13 protein-coding genes and 1 tRNA gene are annotated in these 16,835 nt (G+C 67.5%); 7 read left to right on the top strand and 7 right to left on the bottom strand.

What is annotated here, in order from left to right; all coding sequences use genetic code 11:
- Positions 1-47: 47 nt before the first annotated feature.
- Both Q1A36_RS01510 and Q1A36_RS01515 read right to left on the bottom strand, forming a co-directional pair.
- Entirely contained in the window at positions 48-1,319 is a 1,272-nt protein-coding gene (locus Q1A36_RS01510; protein WP_299838719.1) for a glycerate kinase, read from the bottom strand.
- Complete coding sequence (locus tag Q1A36_RS01515) at positions 1,312-2,409, bottom strand: tartrate dehydrogenase (RefSeq protein WP_299838722.1); 1,098 nt, start codon at positions 2,407-2,409, stop codon at positions 1,312-1,314. Before Q1A36_RS01515 ends, Q1A36_RS01510 begins: the two co-directional genes overlap by 8 nt.
- Before the next feature lie 86 nt (positions 2,410-2,495).
- Here Q1A36_RS01515 and Q1A36_RS01520 point away from each other — a divergent pair, with 86 nt between their 5' ends.
- From Q1A36_RS01520 to Q1A36_RS01530, 3 genes are all read left to right on the top strand, one after another.
- Positions 2,496-3,410, top strand: a complete 915-nt coding sequence (locus Q1A36_RS01520; RefSeq protein ID WP_299838724.1) for a LysR family transcriptional regulator — start codon at positions 2,496-2,498, stop codon at positions 3,408-3,410.
- 134 nt (positions 3,411-3,544) lie between these two features.
- Positions 3,545-4,810, top strand: coding sequence for an SLC13 family permease (locus Q1A36_RS01525; protein ID WP_299838727.1), 1,266 nt, complete (start codon positions 3,545-3,547; stop codon positions 4,808-4,810).
- Between the two features lie 278 nt (positions 4,811-5,088).
- Positions 5,089-6,168, top strand: coding sequence for an LLM class flavin-dependent oxidoreductase (locus tag Q1A36_RS01530; protein WP_299838730.1), 1,080 nt, complete (start codon positions 5,089-5,091; stop codon positions 6,166-6,168).
- 226 nt (positions 6,169-6,394) lie between these two features.
- Here the strand turns inward: Q1A36_RS01530 and Q1A36_RS01535 are convergent.
- Both Q1A36_RS01535 and dapA read right to left on the bottom strand, forming a co-directional pair.
- A tRNA-Leu gene (locus tag Q1A36_RS01535) sits at positions 6,395-6,481 on the bottom strand.
- 188 nt (positions 6,482-6,669) lie between these two features.
- Positions 6,670-7,545 (bottom strand): 4-hydroxy-tetrahydrodipicolinate synthase, encoded by an 876-nt coding sequence (gene dapA, locus Q1A36_RS01540; RefSeq protein ID WP_299838732.1) that lies wholly within the window; start codon positions 7,543-7,545, stop codon positions 6,670-6,672.
- 156 nt (positions 7,546-7,701) lie between these two features.
- Here dapA and Q1A36_RS01545 point away from each other — a divergent pair, with 156 nt between their 5' ends.
- On the top strand, positions 7,702-9,837 hold the full coding sequence (locus tag Q1A36_RS01545) for a lytic transglycosylase domain-containing protein (protein ID WP_299838736.1): 2,136 nt from the start codon (positions 7,702-7,704) through the stop codon (positions 9,835-9,837).
- Here Q1A36_RS01545 and Q1A36_RS01550 read toward each other — a convergent pair.
- Positions 9,791-10,642, bottom strand: coding sequence for a DMT family transporter (locus Q1A36_RS01550; protein WP_299839319.1), 852 nt, complete (start codon positions 10,640-10,642; stop codon positions 9,791-9,793). The two genes, Q1A36_RS01545 and Q1A36_RS01550, sit on opposite strands and share 47 nt — an antisense overlap.
- 262 nt (positions 10,643-10,904) lie before the next feature.
- Between Q1A36_RS01550 and Q1A36_RS01555 the strand changes: the two genes are divergently transcribed.
- Complete coding sequence (locus tag Q1A36_RS01555; RefSeq protein WP_299838738.1) at positions 10,905-12,815, top strand: PAS-domain containing protein; 1,911 nt, start codon at positions 10,905-10,907, stop codon at positions 12,813-12,815.
- The gene (locus Q1A36_RS01560; RefSeq protein ID WP_299838740.1) at positions 12,808-13,515 is read left to right on the top strand and encodes a response regulator transcription factor; all 708 of its coding nucleotides are present in this window, start codon (positions 12,808-12,810) and stop codon (positions 13,513-13,515) included. The genes Q1A36_RS01555 and Q1A36_RS01560 overlap by 8 nt, the downstream gene beginning before the upstream one ends.
- A gap of 8 nt (positions 13,516-13,523) precedes the next feature.
- Here the strand turns inward: Q1A36_RS01560 and Q1A36_RS01565 are convergent, their stop codons facing one another.
- A complete protein-coding gene (locus tag Q1A36_RS01565) occupies positions 13,524-14,312 on the bottom strand; it encodes an inositol monophosphatase family protein (RefSeq protein ID WP_299838743.1) in 789 nt (262 codons plus the stop codon).
- Between the two features lie 373 nt (positions 14,313-14,685).
- Positions 14,686-15,591 carry a LysR family transcriptional regulator gene (locus Q1A36_RS01570; RefSeq protein ID WP_299838746.1) on the bottom strand — a complete coding sequence of 302 codons (906 nt, stop codon included), beginning with the start codon at positions 15,589-15,591 and terminating at the stop codon, positions 14,686-14,688.
- Positions 15,592-15,684: 93 nt separating this feature from the next.
- On the opposite strand from Q1A36_RS01570, the gene metF reads away from it, so the two are divergent.
- The gene (gene metF / locus Q1A36_RS01575; RefSeq protein WP_299838749.1) at positions 15,685-16,578 is read left to right on the top strand and encodes a methylenetetrahydrofolate reductase [NAD(P)H]; all 894 of its coding nucleotides are present in this window, start codon (positions 15,685-15,687) and stop codon (positions 16,576-16,578) included.
- The last annotated feature ends 257 nt before the right edge of the window (positions 16,579-16,835 follow it).

The following is a 16,835-nucleotide window of genomic DNA, read 5'->3' on the forward strand; positions in this document are numbered from 1 at the left end:
ACAAGTCATGCAGGACTTGTGCAGATCGGCCGAAAGACGCGATCGGATCAGCCCAGCAGGATCGCCCTGAAATCATTCACATTGGTCAGGGTCGGTCCGGTGCGGATCAGCGCGCCGAGCCGGTCGAAGAGGCTGTAGCTGTCATGGCCGTCCAGATGGTCGCGCGGGATCAGCCCGGCCCTGCCCGCCGCCGCAAGCGTATCCGGCCCGATCATCGCCCCGGCGGCGTCTTCGGTGCCGTCTATGCCGTCGGTATCGGCGGCCAGCGCGTGAATGCCGGGTTGACCGTTCAGCGCGAGGGCGAGGCTCAGCAGGAACTCGGTATTCCGCCCGCCCCGCCCGGGCGTCCTGTCGCCGATGGTCACGGTGGTCTCGCCGCCCGACAGCAGCACGGCGGGCGCCTTGACCGGGGTGCCATGCAGGCCACCGGCACGGGCGATCCCGGCCAGAACGATGCCCAGCTGCGCCGCCTCGCCCTCCAGCGCGTCGCCAAGCAGCAGGGGCGTGATCCCGGCGGCGCGGGCGACATCCGCCGCCGCCTCCAGCGACATCTGCGGCGTGGCGATCATGCGGTAATCGGGGGGGAACGCGGGCTGAGCCACTGGCGGGCGCAGCAGGATCTCGCGCGCGGCGGCGGGCAGGTTCGGCCCCAGCCGTGCTACCAGGGGCGACAGATCGTCGCCCGCCGAAGGATCGGGCACTGTCGGACCCGAGGCGATGGCCGCCGGGTCGTCTCCCGGCACGTCCGAGATCGCCAGCGTCACCAGCCGCGCCGGTGCCGCCGCCAGCGCCAGTCTGCCGCCCTTGATCCGCGACAGGCGCCGGCGCACCCGGTTCATCTCGTCGATGGTCAGACCCGAGGCCAGAAGCAGCCGGTTGACCGCGCGCTTGTCCGCCAGCGTCATCGGCGGCTCGGGCAGGGTCATCAGCGCCGAGCCGCCGCCCGAGGTCAGCGCAAGCACCAGTTCATCCGGCCCGGCCCGTTGAACGGTTTCGAGGATCTCGACGGCGGCGCTGTGCCCGGCCTCGTCCGGAACCGGATGCGCAGCTTCGCGCACCGTGATCCGTTCGGTCGGCACGGCATGGCCATAGCGGGTCACGACCACGCCTGACAGGTCCACATCCGGCCAGGCGCGCTCCACCGCCCGCGCCATGGCGGCGGCGGATTTTCCGGCCCCCACCACGATGCAGCGGCCCGCGGGCTTTTCGGGCAGGTGCCGGGCGAGGACCGTGGCGGGGTCCGCCGCCGCGATCGCCGCATCCAGCATCTGCCGCAGCAGCGCCTGCGCCTCCGCGTCCCGCATGGCGATCTCAGACATTCTCGCGGCGAATGGCTTCGCAGACTGCATCGGTGACCTCTTGGGTCTTGGCGCTGCCACCGACATCCGGGGTCAGCACGCCATCAGCGCAGACCTTTTCCACCGCCCGCATCAGCCGTTCGGCAGCCGCCGGCTCGCCCAGATGCTCCAGCATCTGCGCGGCGGTCCAGAAAGTGGCGACCGGGTTGGCGATGCCCTTGCCGGTGATGTCGAAGGCCGAGCCGTGGATCGGCTCGAACATCGAGGGGAAGCGCTTTTCCGGGTCGATATTGGCAGTGGGCGCGACGCCCAGACTGCCGGCCAGCGCCCCGGCCAGGTCGGACAGGATATCCGCGTGCAGGTTGGTGGCGACGATGGTGTCGAGCGAGGCCGGGTTCTTCACCATCCGCACCGTCATCGCATCGACGAGCATCTTGTCCCAGGTCACATCGGGGAATTCCCTGGACACCTCGGCGGCGATTTCGTCCCACATCACCATGCCATGGCGTTGGGCATTGGATTTCGTTACCACGGTCAGGAACTTGCGGGGCCGCGACTGCGCCAGCCTGAAGGCATAGCGCATGATCCGGGTGACACCCGCGCGGGTGAAGATCGCGACCTCGGTGCCGACCTCTTCGGGCAGGCCCTTATGGGCGCGGCCGCCATGGCCGGAATATTCGCCTTCCGAGTTTTCGCGCACGATCACCCAGTCCAGATCGCCCGGACCGACCCCGGCCAGTGGCGAGGTGATGCCGGGCAGGATCTTCGTTGGCCGCACATTGGCATATTGATCGAAACCCTGACAGATCGGCAGGCGCAGCCCCCACAGCGTCACATGGTCCGGCACATCCGGCGCGCCGACCGCACCGAAGAAGATCGCGTCGAAGGCCTTCAGCTGTTCCGGCCCGTCCTCGGGCATCAGCGCCCCGGTCTTCTTGTAGCGCTCCGAGCTCCAGTCGAACTCGGTCACGTCAAAGTCGAAGCCGCCATCGCGGCGGGCCAGCGCGTCCAGCGCCTGCAGCCCGGCGGCGATCACCTCGGGGCCGATGCCGTCGGCGGGTATGGCGGCGATCTTGTAGGTCTTCATCTCTCTGTCCTCGTTCGGGTTCATGACGTGAAGTTGCGCCCAGCCTGGCGATTCCTCAATTTGCGTGGAATTATATACAGAAACGAGATAATCTACCGGCGGAGGGGACGATGGATATCCAGCAGATCAGGTGTTTCCTCGCCGTGGCCGAGGAGTTGCATTTCGGGCGCGCGGCGCAGGCGATGGACATGTTGCCGGCCTCGCTCAGCCGGCAGATCCGGCTGCTCGAGGATCGGTTCGAGACCCGGCTGTTCCTGCGCACCACCCGCAACGTCGCGCTGACCGAGGCCGGCATGGCCGTCCTTGACGATGCCCGTGCCCTTGTCGCGCAGGCCGATCGCTTCGAGCAGCGCATCCGGGCGGTCAGGCGCAGCGAAACCGCCGTGCTGAAGGTCGGCGCCATCGACAGCGCCGCCGCCGGGCTGTTGCCGCAGCTGTTGCAGCTGCTGCGCACGCGCCGGCCCGAGATCGACGTGCAGCTGGTCGAGCAGAAGACCATGCACCTGCTGCCCCGCATCCTCAGCGGCAGCCTGGATATCGCCTTCTGCCGCCCGCCCGATATCCGCGACCCCAAGATCCACTTCCAGACGTTGTTCTTTGAAACGGCGGTCGTTGCCCTGCCCGAGACGCATCCCTTGGCAGGTCGTGCCGAACTGACGGTCGAGGATCTGGCCGACGCGCCGCTGATCGTCCCCGACCGCCGCTCGCGTCCGCATTCCCACGACCTGACCATAAAGCTCTTCACCGATGCCGGGCTGACCGCGCGGATCGCCCAGATCGCCGAGGAAAAGCACACCATCGTCAACCTGGTGGCGACGGGAACCGGGCTGGCCATCGTGCCGAAATGGGCCTCGCGCATTGCCGTGACGGGGGTCCGCTTCGTGCCGCTGCTGCTGCCCGAGGGCACGACCCGCGGCAAGCTGATCCTGGCCGCAGCCTGGGCGCGCGGCACCCGCGACGAACAGCGCGATGCGCTGCTGGCGGTGCTGGACGAGAACCTGCAGGCGATCGAGGAGACCGCCTGAGGCGCGGCGCGATCCGCAATTATCACGAATAATAATATAATTTCTGGCAGATTTTCTGCCGGAAGCCGCCCGCCTAAGCCGGTGACGATTCATCCCCTGTCGCAGGGGGCGGAACCGGAACTCGGGAGGAAACCTTGGACCCTGCAACCATCACCCTGCTGCTCTTGCTTTTCGCGATCATCATGTTCGTGTGGGAGCGGATCCCCCTTGCCCTGACGGCGATGATCGTCTGCGTCGCGCTTGTGCTGACCGGCGTGCTGGACGCAGGCGAGGCCTTTGACGGCTTCGTCAACAGCAATGTCATCCTGTTCGTGGACATGTTCATCATCGGCGGGGCGCTGTTCCAGACCGGCATGGCGGCCGAGATCGGCGGGCTGGTCACGCGCTTTGCCCGGACCGAGCGGCAGCTGGTCGTGGCGATCATGCTGATCACCGGGCTGATGTCGGGCTTCCTGTCGAACACCGGCACCGTCGCCGTGCTGATCCCGGTGGTGATCGGCATTGCCGCGAGGTCCGGTTTCGCGCGCTCGCGTCTCTTGATGCCGATTGTCTTCGCGGCGGCCATGGGCGGCAATCTCAGCCTCATCGGCGCGCCCGGCAACATGATCGCGCAGGCGGCGCTGCAGGAAAGTGGGCTCAGCTTCGGCTTCTTCGAATATGGGCTTGTCGGCCTGCCGATCCTGCTGGCGGGCATCCTGTTCGTCGCCACCATCGGCTTCCGGCTGTTACCCGACCACAAGGTCGGGGAGATGGCCGTGGACAGCCAGACCGCGGCGACGACTGCGGTCCCGCAATGGAAGAGGACCGCCTCGCTGGTCGTGCTGGTGGTCACCATCCTCTGCATGATCTTCGAGGCGCAGATCGGCATCCGCCTGCATATCACGGGCGCGATCGGGGCCATCGTGCTGATCCTTCTGGGGGTGATCAGCGAGGAACAGGCCTATCGCTCGATCGACGCCAAGACCATCTTCCTCTTCGGCGGCATCCTGTCGCTGGCGACGGCGATGGAAAAGACCGGGGCGGGTCAGGTCATTGCCGAAACCGTGCTGGGCGTGACCGGGCCCGAGACGCCGATGTTCGTCTTCCTGCTGGTCATCTTCCTTCTGGCCGTGGTGATGACGAACTTCATGTCGAACACCGCGACCACCGCGCTGCTGGTGCCGATCAGCCTGTCGATCTCGGCCCAGATCGGTGCCGACCCGCGCGCCGTGCTGATGGCCACGGTGATCGGCGGCTCGCTGGCCTATGCCACGCCCATCGGGATGCCGGCCAATGTCATGGTGCTGGGGCCGGGCAGATATACCTTCATGGATTACACCAGGGCCGGGCAGCCGCTGATCCTTGTCTCGACGGTCGTCGCCATGATCCTGCTGCCGATCCTGTTCCCGTTCTTTCCTTGAAGCCGCACCGCACGGAGGCGGATCTGACGCGTGGGCGGCGGGTCCGCCGCGTGCCTCGGACATGAGGCCGCAAATGTTCGCCAGATGCGAATGCCGGGTTCGCCCGGACGGCGCTGGGTATGGCATCTCCTCGTCCCCTAATTCGGGGCAAAGACGATGCGGTGCCAACCGTCGTGTCACCTTCAACCGACCGGCTGCGAAACGCCTGCCCCCGGATGGCGGCATGGCCCCGGCTTTGCGCCGATCCCCGGAAGCCGCCCCGGCGGCAGGAGAGCATCATGCGTGCATTCGGATTTCTGAGCTTTGGCCATTACGGCAAATCCTTCGGGTCGCAGGCGATCACCGCCAGCGACATGATCAAGCAGGCGGTCGAGATCGGCACCGGTGCGGAAGAGCTGGGCGTGAACGGCGCCTATTTCCGCGTCCACCATTTCGCCCGCCAGCAGGCGGCGCCGATTCCGCTGCTGACCGCCATCGCCGCGCGCACCAGGCGCATCGAGGTCGGCACCGGCGTCATCGACATGCGTTACGAGAACCCGTTCTATCTGGCCGAAGAGGCGGCGGCGCTGGACATCATCGCCGATGGCCGGCTGGCGCTTGGCATCAGCCGCGGCTCGCCCGAGACCGCCTCGCGCGGTTATGAAACCTTTGGCTATACCGGCTCGACCGATCCGCGTGGCGCCGATATCGCCCGCGCGAAATTCGACCAGTTCCTGAAAGCGGTCGAGGGCGAGCGGCTGGCCAAGGGAAATCCGCAACTGGTGGGCGCGGGTCAGATGCTGCCGATCGAGCCGCAATCGCCGGGGCTGCGCGACCATATCTGGTGGGGTTCAGCCACGCGCGACAGCGCCGAATGGACCGGGCGGCTGGGGTTGAACATGATGTCCTCGACGGCGCTGGTCGAGGATACCGGCCAGCCTTTCCACGAGTTGCAGGCCGAGCAGATCCGGCGCTTCCGTGACGCCTATCGCGCGGCCGGTCATGTCGGCGCGCCGCGGGTTTCGGTCAGCCGCAGCATCATCCCGATCATGAACGAGACCGATGCCGGCTATTTCGGCCATCGCAGCGGTGCCGAGGCGCGCGACAGCTACGGGATCATGGACGGGTTCCGCGCCACCTCGGGGCGGACCTATGCCGCCGAGCCCGACCAGCTGATCGAGGAGCTGCTGCAGGACGAGGCCATCGCGCTGGCCGACACCCTGATGCTGACCATCCCCAGCCAGCTCGGGCCGGATTACAACCTGCACCTGCTGGAATCCTTCGCCAAGCACGTCGCCCCGGCGCTTGGCTGGAAGCCCAATTGGGAGGGTCCGGTGACGGGTGATCCGATCGGCGGGGACAGTCAGGCCGCCGCCTGACCTCGCCGCCGGCGGACAGGGCCTCTGCCCATGGAATGCGCTGACCAGACAAGCCCGCCGGACGACGTGCCGGCGGGCTTGCTGCGATCCTTGAAGCTGATGCGCGGTCCTGATCACCTCGGCTCGAATCAGCGCGACGCGTGACGCCGGCCTCCCGGACCGCGAGGATGGACGGGTGGACCGGCACATCCGGTCACAGTTCAGCACAGTGATCTGAAGGGAAAGTTGGTGCGGTCGAGAAGACTCGAACTTCCACGGGAGTTACCCCACAGCGACCTCAACGCTGCGCGTCTACCAATTCCGCCACGACCGCATCCGGGGCAGTGGGCGGGGTGATAGCCAAAGGCGCGGCGGATGAAAAGGGGTAATCGGCGGGTTTGACGCGAAGAAATGCGCGGGCCAGTCAGCGTGGGGGAAGCCGACGGTCCCCTGCCCGTCACATGCAAACGCGGCGGTCCGAGGAACCGCCGCGCGCCATCAGGTGAACAAGCTATCAGCCGCTCAGATCAGCCCGGCATGGGCCAGCGCGTCGTCGATCTGCTTGCGGGTCGCCTCGCGCAGCGGCGTCAGCGGCAGGCGGACGCGATCATTGCAAAGCCCCAGCCGCGACATGGCGTATTTCACCCCGACCAGGCCCGGCTCGACGAAGATGGCGATATGCAGCGGCATCAGCCGGTCCTGGTATTCCAGCGCCTTGGCGTAGTCGCCCGCCTGCGTGGCCTTCTGCATGGCGGCCAGCAGCTTCGGCGCGACATTGGCCGTCACCGAGATACAGCCCACGCCGCCCTGCGCGTTGAAGCCGTGCGCGGTGGCATCCTCGCCCGACAGCTGGATGAAATCCGTGCCGCAGGTGATGCGCTGCTGGCTGACGCGCTCCAGCTTGCCGGTCGCGTCCTTGACGCCGACGATATTCTTCAGCTTGGCCAGCTCGCCCATCGTCTCGGGGCTCATGTCAATGACCGAGCGGGGCGGGATATTGTAGATGATGATCGGCAGGTCGGCGGCGTCATGCAGCGCGGTGTAATGCGCGATCAGCCCCTCTTGCGTCGGCTTGTTGTAATAGGGGGTGACGACCAGCGCGCCCTGCGCCCCGGCCTCGGCGGCAAACTGCACCAGCCCCACCGCCTCGCGGGTGGAATTCGAACCCGCGCCGGCGATCACCGGGATGCGACCATCGACCACCCGGATCACCGTCTCGATCACCTGGCGATGCTCGTCATGGCTCAGCGTCGGGCTTTCGCCGGTCGTGCCCACCGGCGCGAGGCCATGGCTGCCTTCGGCCACATGCCAGTCGACCAGCTTCTTCAGCGTGTCCAGATCCAGCTCGCCGTCCGGGGTGAACGGCGTGACGAGGGCAGGTATTGACCCTTTGAACATGACACGCTCCTGATTTGCGATTTTCTGAACGCGCAATCCCTATATCCCGCAGCCGGAATTGCCAAGCTTGTGAGTTGCGCCGCGCGGCAAAGCACCGCACAGATAGGCGGAATGCGGTTCATCGGCCACATATTCCGGGCGGGCGCACTGGCCTTGATGCTGCCAGCCCTGCCCGCGCGCGCCGAAAATGCCGGTGCGATGGCGCTGGCCTTGGCGGCGGCCGACACCGGCGACTGGGTTACGGCAAAGGCCGCCGCCGGGCGCTCCGGCCCGATGGCCGAGGCGCTGGTCGGCTGGCAGGCGCTGATCGCCGGCAATGGCGCGTTCCGCGATTTCCTCGCCTTCCGCCTGAACCATCCCGGCTGGCCCGGCGAGGCGGCGCTGATCCGGCGCGGCGATGCACTGCTGCGCCCCGACCTGCCGCCTGACCAGATCCGCAACTGGTTCGGCGATCGCCTGCCCGACAGCCTGCGCACGGAAACCGCCTTTCTCGCCACGCTCTCGGCCGGCGCGGCCAAGGCGGAGCGCGAACGCTTCTGGACCACGGTGCCGCTGGAACCGGCGGAAGAGGCGGCGTTCCTGAAAACCTACACCGACGAGCTGACGCCCCTCGCCGCCACCCGCGCCTTTGCCATGCTGGACCTTGGCGAGTGGCAGGCGGCGGAACGGCGGCTGGCAGAGCTTTCGGCCCCCGATGCCGCCTTGGCCCGCGCCCGTATCGCCCTGCAGGCCCGGCGGGCGGGCGTCGATGACCTGATCAACGCCCTGCCGGAACCCGTGCGCGCCGATGCCGGGCTGGCGATGGACCGGTATCGCTGGCGGGTCCGCGCCAAGATGCACGATCTGGCGCGCGACCTGATGCTCGAACGCTCGACCAGCGCCGAGGCGCTGCGCGATCCCGAGGTGTGGGCCGAGATGCGGGTGGATTACGCCCGCCTCGCCATGCGTCAGGGCGATTGGGCTATGGCGGAAAAGCTGGCGCGGGCGCATTTCCTGCCGCCCGAGAACGAACATTATCCCGATCTCGAATGGCTGGCGGGTTATGCCGCGCTGCGCGCCGGGGCGCCGGACCGCGCGCTGGGGCATTTCGAGCATCTGGAAACCGTGGTCGGCAGCGCCATCAGCCGCTCGCGCGCCGATTACTGGCAGGGCCGCGCGCAGGAGGCGCTTGGCAAGACCGATGCGGCGCGGACGGCCTATCAGGCGGGGGCCGAGTATATCGGCACCTATTACGGCCAGCTTTCCGCCGAGAAGCTGCACCTGCCCATGCCCGCCGAATTCGCCGTGCCGGGCAAGGCGCTCGACAGCCTGCCCGACTGGCGCGGCAGCGATCTGGTCGGGAACGAGCTGTTCAATGCCGGCTTGTGGATGCTCGGCACCGGCCGCGCCGATCAGGCGCAGCAGTTTTTCCTGCAGGCGGCGGCGACCGGGGCCGAACCCGACGACATCGCCCGCATGGCCCGGCTGATGCTCGAAGCGCGCAAGCCCTGGCACGCGCTGCGGCTGTCGAAACGCGCGGCCAGTCTTGGCGCGATCTATCCGGCGGCGCATTTCCCGCTGACCGGGCTGGAGGATACCGATCTCGGCATCCCGCCGGAACTGGTCCTGTCCATCGCCCGGCAGGAAAGCGAGTTCAACCATACCGTCGGCAGCCATGCCGGCGCGCTGGGGCTGATGCAGGTCATTCCCGACACCGCGCAGGCGATGGCCCGCAAGATCGGCGAACCCTATGAGCGCGCGCGGCTGACGCAGGATGCGGCCTATAACGCCCGGCTTGGCGCGGCCTATCTGGACGGGCTGCGCGACCGTTTCGGCGCTTCGGTGGCGCTGGTCGCCTCGGGCTATAATGCCGGGCCGGGGCGGCCTGCGCGCTGGATCAGGGATTTCGGCGATCTGAGGAAGGGTGCCGATCACGGCGGCGCCGATGCGGTCGATTGGGTCGAACTGATCCCCTTCGACGAGACCCGCAATTACGTCATGCGCGTCGCAGAGGCACAGCCGATCTACCGCGCAAGGATCATGGGAAAGCCGGTGCCGATCGTGCCGACCTGGGATCTGACCGGCGGCGGGCTGATGCCGGCGCCGCCATTGCGGCTGACGCTTGCCTTGTCTGCCCCGCCGCCGCTGCGGCCGCTGCGGCTCGCGCGCCTGCCGGTCAGTGACGAGATGCAGGCCGCCGTGGCCGCCATGCCGGTGCCGCGTCTGGCCGCCGATGCAGGCGATGGATTCCGCTGGCCCGAGGGGATCAGCGCGCCCTTGCCCTTGCCTTCTGACGCTCGCGCCACAAGGTGAACAGGCCCGCGCCGACCACCACGGCGGCACCGATGACCACGTTGGTCTTCACCACGTCGCCGAAGAAGATCACGCCGATGACGCTGGCCCAGACCAGCTGGGTATAGGCAAAGGGCTGCAGCGCCGAGGCCTCGGCCAGCTCATAGGCGCGGATCAACAGGTAATGCCCGGCAATGGCGGTGATGCAGAGGCACAGCATCCAGAACCAGTCCAAGGGCGCCAGCCAGACCCATTGCCAGATGCCGACCAGCGTGATCGCGGCGGCGCCGGAAATGCCGGTCCAGAAGAAGCTGACCAGCGAACTGTCCTGCCGCGAGACATAGCGCGTGGCCAGCCCGTAGACGGCGAACATCAGCGCGGCGATCAGCGGCAGGATGGCGGCGGGGGCGAACATGCCCTGCCCCGGATTGAGCACGATCAGGATGCCCAGAAAGCCGATCATGATCGCCGTCCAGCGCCGCCAGCCGACCTTCTCGCCGAGGATCGGCCCCGACAGCGCGGCGACCAGCAGGGGCGAGGCGGTGAAGATCGCGTGCGTCTCGACCAGGCCAAGGCGGACGAAGCTTTCGACCATGATGACCACCTCGGCCACCAGCAGCACCCCCCGGAAGATCTGCATCCACGGATGCTTGGACCGCATCGCCCGGCCAAGGCCACCGGGCTGGCGCGCGACCAGCACGATGACGAAGAGCGCGAAGAACCAGAAGCGCAGCATGACGATGAAGATCGCCGGATACTGGCTGCCCAACTGGCGCGACAGCCCGTCCTGCACCGCGAAGATCATCGCCACGGCGCACATGATCATGATCGCCAGCCCGGTGCGATCCTCGCGCGGGGTGTTCAGGGGCGGCACCGCCGGGGCGCGGGCGGCAGGGGCGTTCAGCGGATTGGCGGCCTCAGGACTTGCGGGGGGCTGGTCCGACATGGGGAATCCTTGCACATACTGCAGGTCCGATGCGCCTTTTGGTATGCCGGGTCAACCCGGCCCAAGGTTCGGCACGCCTGCCTTGCACCTTGCGCATGGCTGGGCATTGCAACCCCCGCCGATCCGGGCACAATCCCCCGCCATGATCCGCGCCCCGAACAGTGATGAGACCCGCGCCGAACTGACCCGTTCGGGACTGAACCTGATCGGTCAGGCGCTGTCGATCTTTGACGCCGACCTGCGGCTTGCGGTGGCGAACCTGCAATACCAGGCGATGTTCGACCTGCCCGACGAGCTGACCCGGCCCGGCGCCAGTTTCGAGGCGACCATCCGCTATCTGGTTCATCGCGGCGAATACGGGCCTCAGGACGATCCCGAGGCGGCCATCGCCTTCCGCGTCAAACAGGCCGCCACCTTCGAGCCGCATTACTTCGAACGTCCGCGCGCCAATGGCCGCTGGATCGCGGTCGAGGGCGCGCCGCTTGGCGAGGGCGGCTGGATCACCGTCTATACCGACATCACCGACACCAAGCGGCAGGAATCGCTCTTGCGCGCACGCTCCGAGGAGTTGAGCGAGCAGGTGCTGGACCATGCCGAGCGGCTGGCCGCCGCCAACCGCGAACTGGCCGCCACCAACGCCGCTTTGCAAGAGGCGCAGCGCATCCTGACCGCCAGCGAGGCGCGCATCCGGCAAGTGACCGAAATGGTCCCGGCCCATATCGCCCATGTCGATGCCAGCTATCGCTACAGCTTCTCGAACCGCCAGCAGCCGCTGGTCTTTCCCGGCACCTCGGACCGGATCACCGGGCTGCATGTCGCCGAGGCGCTGGGGCCGCAGACCTTTGCCACGCTGAAACCCTGGCTCGACCGCGCGCTGACCGGCGAGCCGCAGGTCTTCGAGATGACCCACCAGCCCTCGGGCCGCCGCATCCGCATCGCCCTGACCCCGGACCGGACCGGACAGGGGGTCTATGTCCTCTCGACCGATGTCAGCGCCGAGGTTCAGGTGCGCGAGGCGATCAGCCATGCCGGCAAGCGCAGCCTTGCGGCGCGGCTGACCTCGGGCATGGCGCATGATTTCGGCAACCTGCTGACCATCATCCTCGGGCTGCAGGGGCGGCTGGCGGGGCTGGACCTGCCGGGGACGGCGGGCGCGGATGTGCAGGCGACGCTGGCGGCGGCGCGGCGGGGCGCCCAACTGCTCAACCGCCTCGCCAGCATCAGCCTGCCGCGCGATCTCAGCTTCCAGCCGGTCAGCCTGCCGGCGCTGCTGAACGAGGTGGCCACGCTCGCGCGCCCCTCGCTGGCCGAGGGGGTGGTGCTGTCCGTCGAGTCTGCGCTGGACGATGCCCCGCTGCTGCTCGATCCCGGCGCGTTGCAGGATTCGCTTCTGAACCTGATCCTCAACGCCAATGCGGCGCTATCCGGCCCCGGCACCATCACGCTGACCGCCCTGCCCCGTGGCGGCTGGCTGCGTATCATGGTCGAGGATAGCGGCCCGGGCTTCTCGTCCGAGGCGCTGACCCGCGCGACCGAACCCTTCTACTCCACCAAGCAGGGACAGGGATCGGGGCTGGGCCTGTCGATGGTCTATGACCAGACGAAACTGGCCGGTGGCACCCTCAGGCTGGACAATACCGGGACCGGCGCAAGGGTGACGCTGAGCCTGCCCTTGCGCCGGGTGGCGCGGCAAATCGTTTTGCTGGTCGAGGATGACGACACCATCCGCACCGAGGTCCGCGCCATGCTGACCGGACTCGGCCATGCGGTGATCGAGGCTGCCAGCCTGACCGAGGCGCAGGCGCTGACCGACCTGCCCGGCCTGACGCTGATCCTGTCGGACCTGCAACTGGGCGACGGGCTGGGGCTGGACCTGTCGCGCGCCGGCCTGCCCCTGGTGCTGATGACCTCGCTGCCGCCGGGCGATCCCCTGCGCGCAACCGCCACCGCCCCGGTGCTCACAAAACCCTTCGATGCCGACCGGCTGGCGGGCGCGCTGGCCGATGCCGCTTGCCGTGCCGCCCCCGACGCGCCAGAAGACCCCCATGACTGACGCGCCCCTGATCGCCATTCTGGATGACGAGCCCGAGATCCGCCGCCTGCTCTCAGGTGCGCTGGAGGAGGCGGGCTTTCGCACCGCCAGTTTCGCCCGCGCCACCGAGTTCGAGGCCGCCCTGCGCCGCATCACCCCCGAGGCCTGCCTGATCGATCTGGGCCTGCCCGACCGCGACGGTCTGGCGCTGGTGCATCGGCTGGCGCGAGAATCGGGGGCAGCGATCATCATCATCTCGGGCCGGGCGCAGGTGCAGGACCGCATCACCGGGCTGGAACTGGGCGCGGATGATTACATCATCAAGCCCTTCGAGACCGCCGAGGTGGTGGCCCGCATCCGCGCGCGGCTGCGCAAGCCCGCCGCCGCCGCCAGCGCCGAGCGCAGCGACAACCGCATCCGCTTTGCCGGCTGGACCGCCGATTTCGACAGCTACATGCTGATCGCCCCGGATGGTGCGGAAACGCCGATCAGCCATGCCGAGGCGGAACTGCTGCGCATCTTTCTGGACAGCCCGCGCCGGCTGATCACCCGCAACCAGATGCTCGAGGCGCTTGGCGGCACGGCGGGGGAAAGCTTTGACCGGGCGATGGATGTGCGCATCTCGCGCCTGCGCGGCAAGCTGGGCGAAGACCCGAAAAACCCGCGCCTGATCAAGACGATCTATGGCGCGGGTTATATCTTTCTGGCGGAACTGGGCTAGTCGCGCGATCAGTCCCGCGCCCGGATGACCTTGGCGAAAGTGTCGAAGATGGTGGCATTGGCGGCGACGATGCGGCCCGATTCCAGCACGTGATCGCCCTCGCGCAGCCCCTCGGCGAAACCGCCGGCCTCGCGCACCATGAGGATGCCCGCTGCGACATCCCAGGGGAAAATGCCGCGTTCCCAGTAGCCGTCGTAACGGCCGGCGGCGACATAGGCCAGATCCAGCGAGGCCGCGCCCCAGCGGCGCACGCCGGCGGTCAGCGGCATCAGCCGGGCCAGGTCCTGCAGCGTCGCGGGCAAGGTGCCGCGGCCGCCGAAGGGAACACCGGTGGCAAAGATCGACTCGATCATCCGCCCGCGCGACGAGACCCTGAGGCGCTGGTCGTTCATGAAGGCGCCGCCGCCCTTTTCGGCCACGAACATCTCGTCCTTGGCCGGGTCAAAGATCACCGCCGCGACGATCTCGCCCTTGTGCTCCAGCGCGATCGAGACCGCCCAATGCGGCAGGCCGTGCAGGAAGTTGGTGGTGCCGTCCAGCGGATCGACGATCCAGCGCCGGGTCGGGTCCTCGCCCGCCTCCTCGCCGGTTTCCTCGCCCAGCCAGCCATAGTTCGGGCGCGCGCCGCGCAGTTCTTCCTTGATGATCCGCTCGGCCTCGCGGTCGGCGCGGCTGACGAAATCGCCCGCACCCTTGACGCTGACCTGCAGGTTCTCGACCTCGCGGAAATCCTTGACGAGGCTGCGGCCGGCCTTGCGGGCAGCCTTGATCATGACGTTCATATTGGCGCTGAGCATATGCGGACTCCTGTCGGGTTGCGCGCCTCTTAGGCGCATGGGGCAGGAAAGTGAAGCACCCTAGAAATCATCACGGTTTTTCTGGTGTTTTTGCTTTGTTCCAAGGTCAACCGATGATACCATATGATGTGTGCGATTGGGTCGCACTACACCATTGATAGGAAAAACCATGGCTAAGATGAGTAGAAGTGCGAGGACGGGTAAGTTCGTGACCAAGAGCTATGCCAAGGCACACCCGAGAACCACACTGAACGAGACCCGTGGAGGCGGGAAAACAGGATCATCGAGGAGTGCAATCAGCGGTCGCTTCGTAACTGACGCTTACGCACGTCGGAACCCGTCAAGAACGGTCACTGAAAGCTAGTTCTGCGGCTCAGCCCCTCAGCATCCTGACCGGCTCGGTCCGCGCCAGCCGCAGCACATGCGCCATATAGGGCTGCGACAGGTCGTCGTCCCTGACCGCCGCGTAAAGCCGGCGCAGCATTCCGCCCTGCCCCAGAGGCAGCATCGCCAGTTCGGGATTGGCGGCATGGCGGCGCAGCACCCAGTCGGGCATGACCGCCACACCGCGGCCCGAGGCGACCAGCATCAAGGCCACATCGGTCAGCTCGACCTTGCGGTGATGGGCGGGTTCGACCCCGGCGGGGGTCAGGAACTGGCTGAACACATCCAGCCGCGCCCGGTCCATCGGATAGGAGATCAGCGTCTGCTCGGCGAGGTCCTCCGGCTCGACAAAGCCCTTCTCGACCAGCGGATGCCCGGCGGGCACGACCATCGTCGGCGAATAGTCGAACAAGGGCGCGAAGGTCACGTCCGGCACCTCCTCGGGGTCCGAGGAGATGACCAGATCGACCTGTTCCCGCGCCAAGGCCGGCAGCGCGCCAAAGGCGAGGCCAAGGCGGATGTCCACATCGACATCCGGCCAGGTGCGGCGGAACTGGTCGAGCACCGGCAGAAGCCAGTCGAAACAGGCATGACATTCCATGGCGATATGCAGCCGCCCGACCCGGCCCATCTCGACGCCCTTGAACTCGGCCTCGGTGGCGGCGACCATCGGCAGGACCTGCTCGGCCAGCCGCAGAAGCCGCATCCCGGCGGCGGACAGCCGCATGGGCTTGGCGCGGCGGACGAACAACTCGACCCCGGCCTGGTCCTCCAGCCCCTTGATCTGATGGGACAGCGCCGACTGGGTGATGTTCAGCACATCGGCGGCGCGGGCGAGACCGCCCTGTTCGTGGACGGCGCGGACGGTGCGCAGATGGCGCAGTTCGAGATGCATGGTGTTGAGCCGATTTCATGACAATCTTGAGAAACATGAATTTGTCTCACGTCGCCGCGCATGGCACAAGGGCCTCAAGAAAAGGGAATCGCCATGACCACGCCGACCATCACCACCGCCCCGAAGATCAGCTTCGAATTCTTCCCGCCGAAAACGCTCGAGGCGTCTTTCGCGCTGTGGGAAACCGCGCGGGCGCTGGCACCGATGGAACCCGATTTCGTCTCGGTCACCTATGGCGCCGGCGGCACCACCCGGCAACTGACCCATGAGGCGGTGACGACCATCCAGAAAAACTACGGCGTGACCGTCGCCGCCCATCTGACCTGCGTCGATGCCTCGCGCGAGGAAACGCTGGCCATCGTGCAATCCTATGCCGATGCCGGGGTGCGCGAGATCGTGGCGCTGCGCGGCGATGCGCCGAAAGGCGCCGACCGCTTCACCGCCCATCCCGAGGGCTTTGCCAATTCGATCGAGCTGATCGAGGCGATCGCGGCGCGGGGCGACATGACCATCCGCGTCGGCGCCTATCCCGAGCCGCATCCCGACACGCAGGGCGGCACCGATGCCGATGTGGCCTGGCTGAAGCGCAAGATCGACGCCGGTGCCACCAGCGCCATCACCCAGTTCTTCTTCGAGGCCGAGACCTTCTTCCGCTTCCGCGACAAATGCGAGAAGGCCGGCATCACCGCACCGATCATTCCCGGCATCCTGCCGATCCAGAGCTGGGCCGGTGCAAAACGGTTTGCGGCCATGTGCGGCACCTCGGTCCCGCAATGGGCCGATGACGCCTTCACCGCCGCCGCCCGCGATGGCGAGGGCCGGACCGAGCTGCTGGCCACCGCCGTCTGCACCGAACTTTGCGACAACCTGCTGAAAGGCGGCGTCGACCGGCTGCATTTCTACACGCTGAACCGCCCGGGCCTGACCCGCGACGTCTGCGCCGCCCTGGGCATCCAGCCGGTGCGCGAGTTGAAGGCGGTGGCGTAGGGCCGAGGGCCTGACGGCATGACAGCGGCGGTCGCCGAAAGGCGGCCGCCGATGTCATGTGTGACAGAGGGCCGACCGAGGGCCAGCGTCCGACCGCGGGGGGACGCTGAGGCAGTTGATCTGTGAACCTTTATGGCGCCGCCACATCGAACGGCTGTTCGGCGCGGGTCGGTGAAAAAGCGTCCGCCCGGGGGGCGGTCGGACGCTGGCCCGGCGCGCTTCGCGCTCGATTCCGGGCCAGGTCTGCCGATCCGCGC

Origin of the sequence: uncultured Paracoccus sp., assembly GCF_947487305.1 — a bacterium.
Lineage (GTDB): Bacteria > Pseudomonadota > Alphaproteobacteria > Rhodobacterales > Rhodobacteraceae > Paracoccus.

Coding starts and splice junctions, on each gene's coding strand:
- Q1A36_RS01510 (WP_299838719.1), bottom strand. CDS start 1,319: ATGTCTGAGATCGCCATGCGGGACGCGGAGGCGCAGGCGCTGCTGCGG.
- Q1A36_RS01550 (WP_299839319.1), bottom strand. CDS start 10,642: ATGATCATGTGCGCCGTGGCGATGATCTTCGCGGTGCAGGACGGGCTG.
- dapA (WP_299838732.1), bottom strand. CDS start 7,545: ATGTTCAAAGGGTCAATACCTGCCCTCGTCACGCCGTTCACCCCGGAC.
- Q1A36_RS01565 (WP_299838743.1), bottom strand. CDS start 14,312: ATGCTCAGCGCCAATATGAACGTCATGATCAAGGCTGCCCGCAAGGCC.
- Q1A36_RS01555 (WP_299838738.1), top strand. CDS start 10,905: ATGATCCGCGCCCCGAACAGTGATGAGACCCGCGCCGAACTGACCCGT.
- Q1A36_RS01560 (WP_299838740.1), top strand. CDS start 12,808: ATGACTGACGCGCCCCTGATCGCCATTCTGGATGACGAGCCCGAGATC.
- Q1A36_RS01530 (WP_299838730.1), top strand. CDS start 5,089: ATGCGTGCATTCGGATTTCTGAGCTTTGGCCATTACGGCAAATCCTTC.
- Q1A36_RS01570 (WP_299838746.1), bottom strand. CDS start 15,591: ATGCATCTCGAACTGCGCCATCTGCGCACCGTCCGCGCCGTCCACGAA.
- Q1A36_RS01545 (WP_299838736.1), top strand. CDS start 7,702: ATGCTGCCAGCCCTGCCCGCGCGCGCCGAAAATGCCGGTGCGATGGCG.
- metF (WP_299838749.1), top strand. CDS start 15,685: ATGACCACGCCGACCATCACCACCGCCCCGAAGATCAGCTTCGAATTC.
- Q1A36_RS01520 (WP_299838724.1), top strand. CDS start 2,496: ATGGATATCCAGCAGATCAGGTGTTTCCTCGCCGTGGCCGAGGAGTTG.
- Q1A36_RS01515 (WP_299838722.1), bottom strand. CDS start 2,409: ATGAACCCGAACGAGGACAGAGAGATGAAGACCTACAAGATCGCCGCC.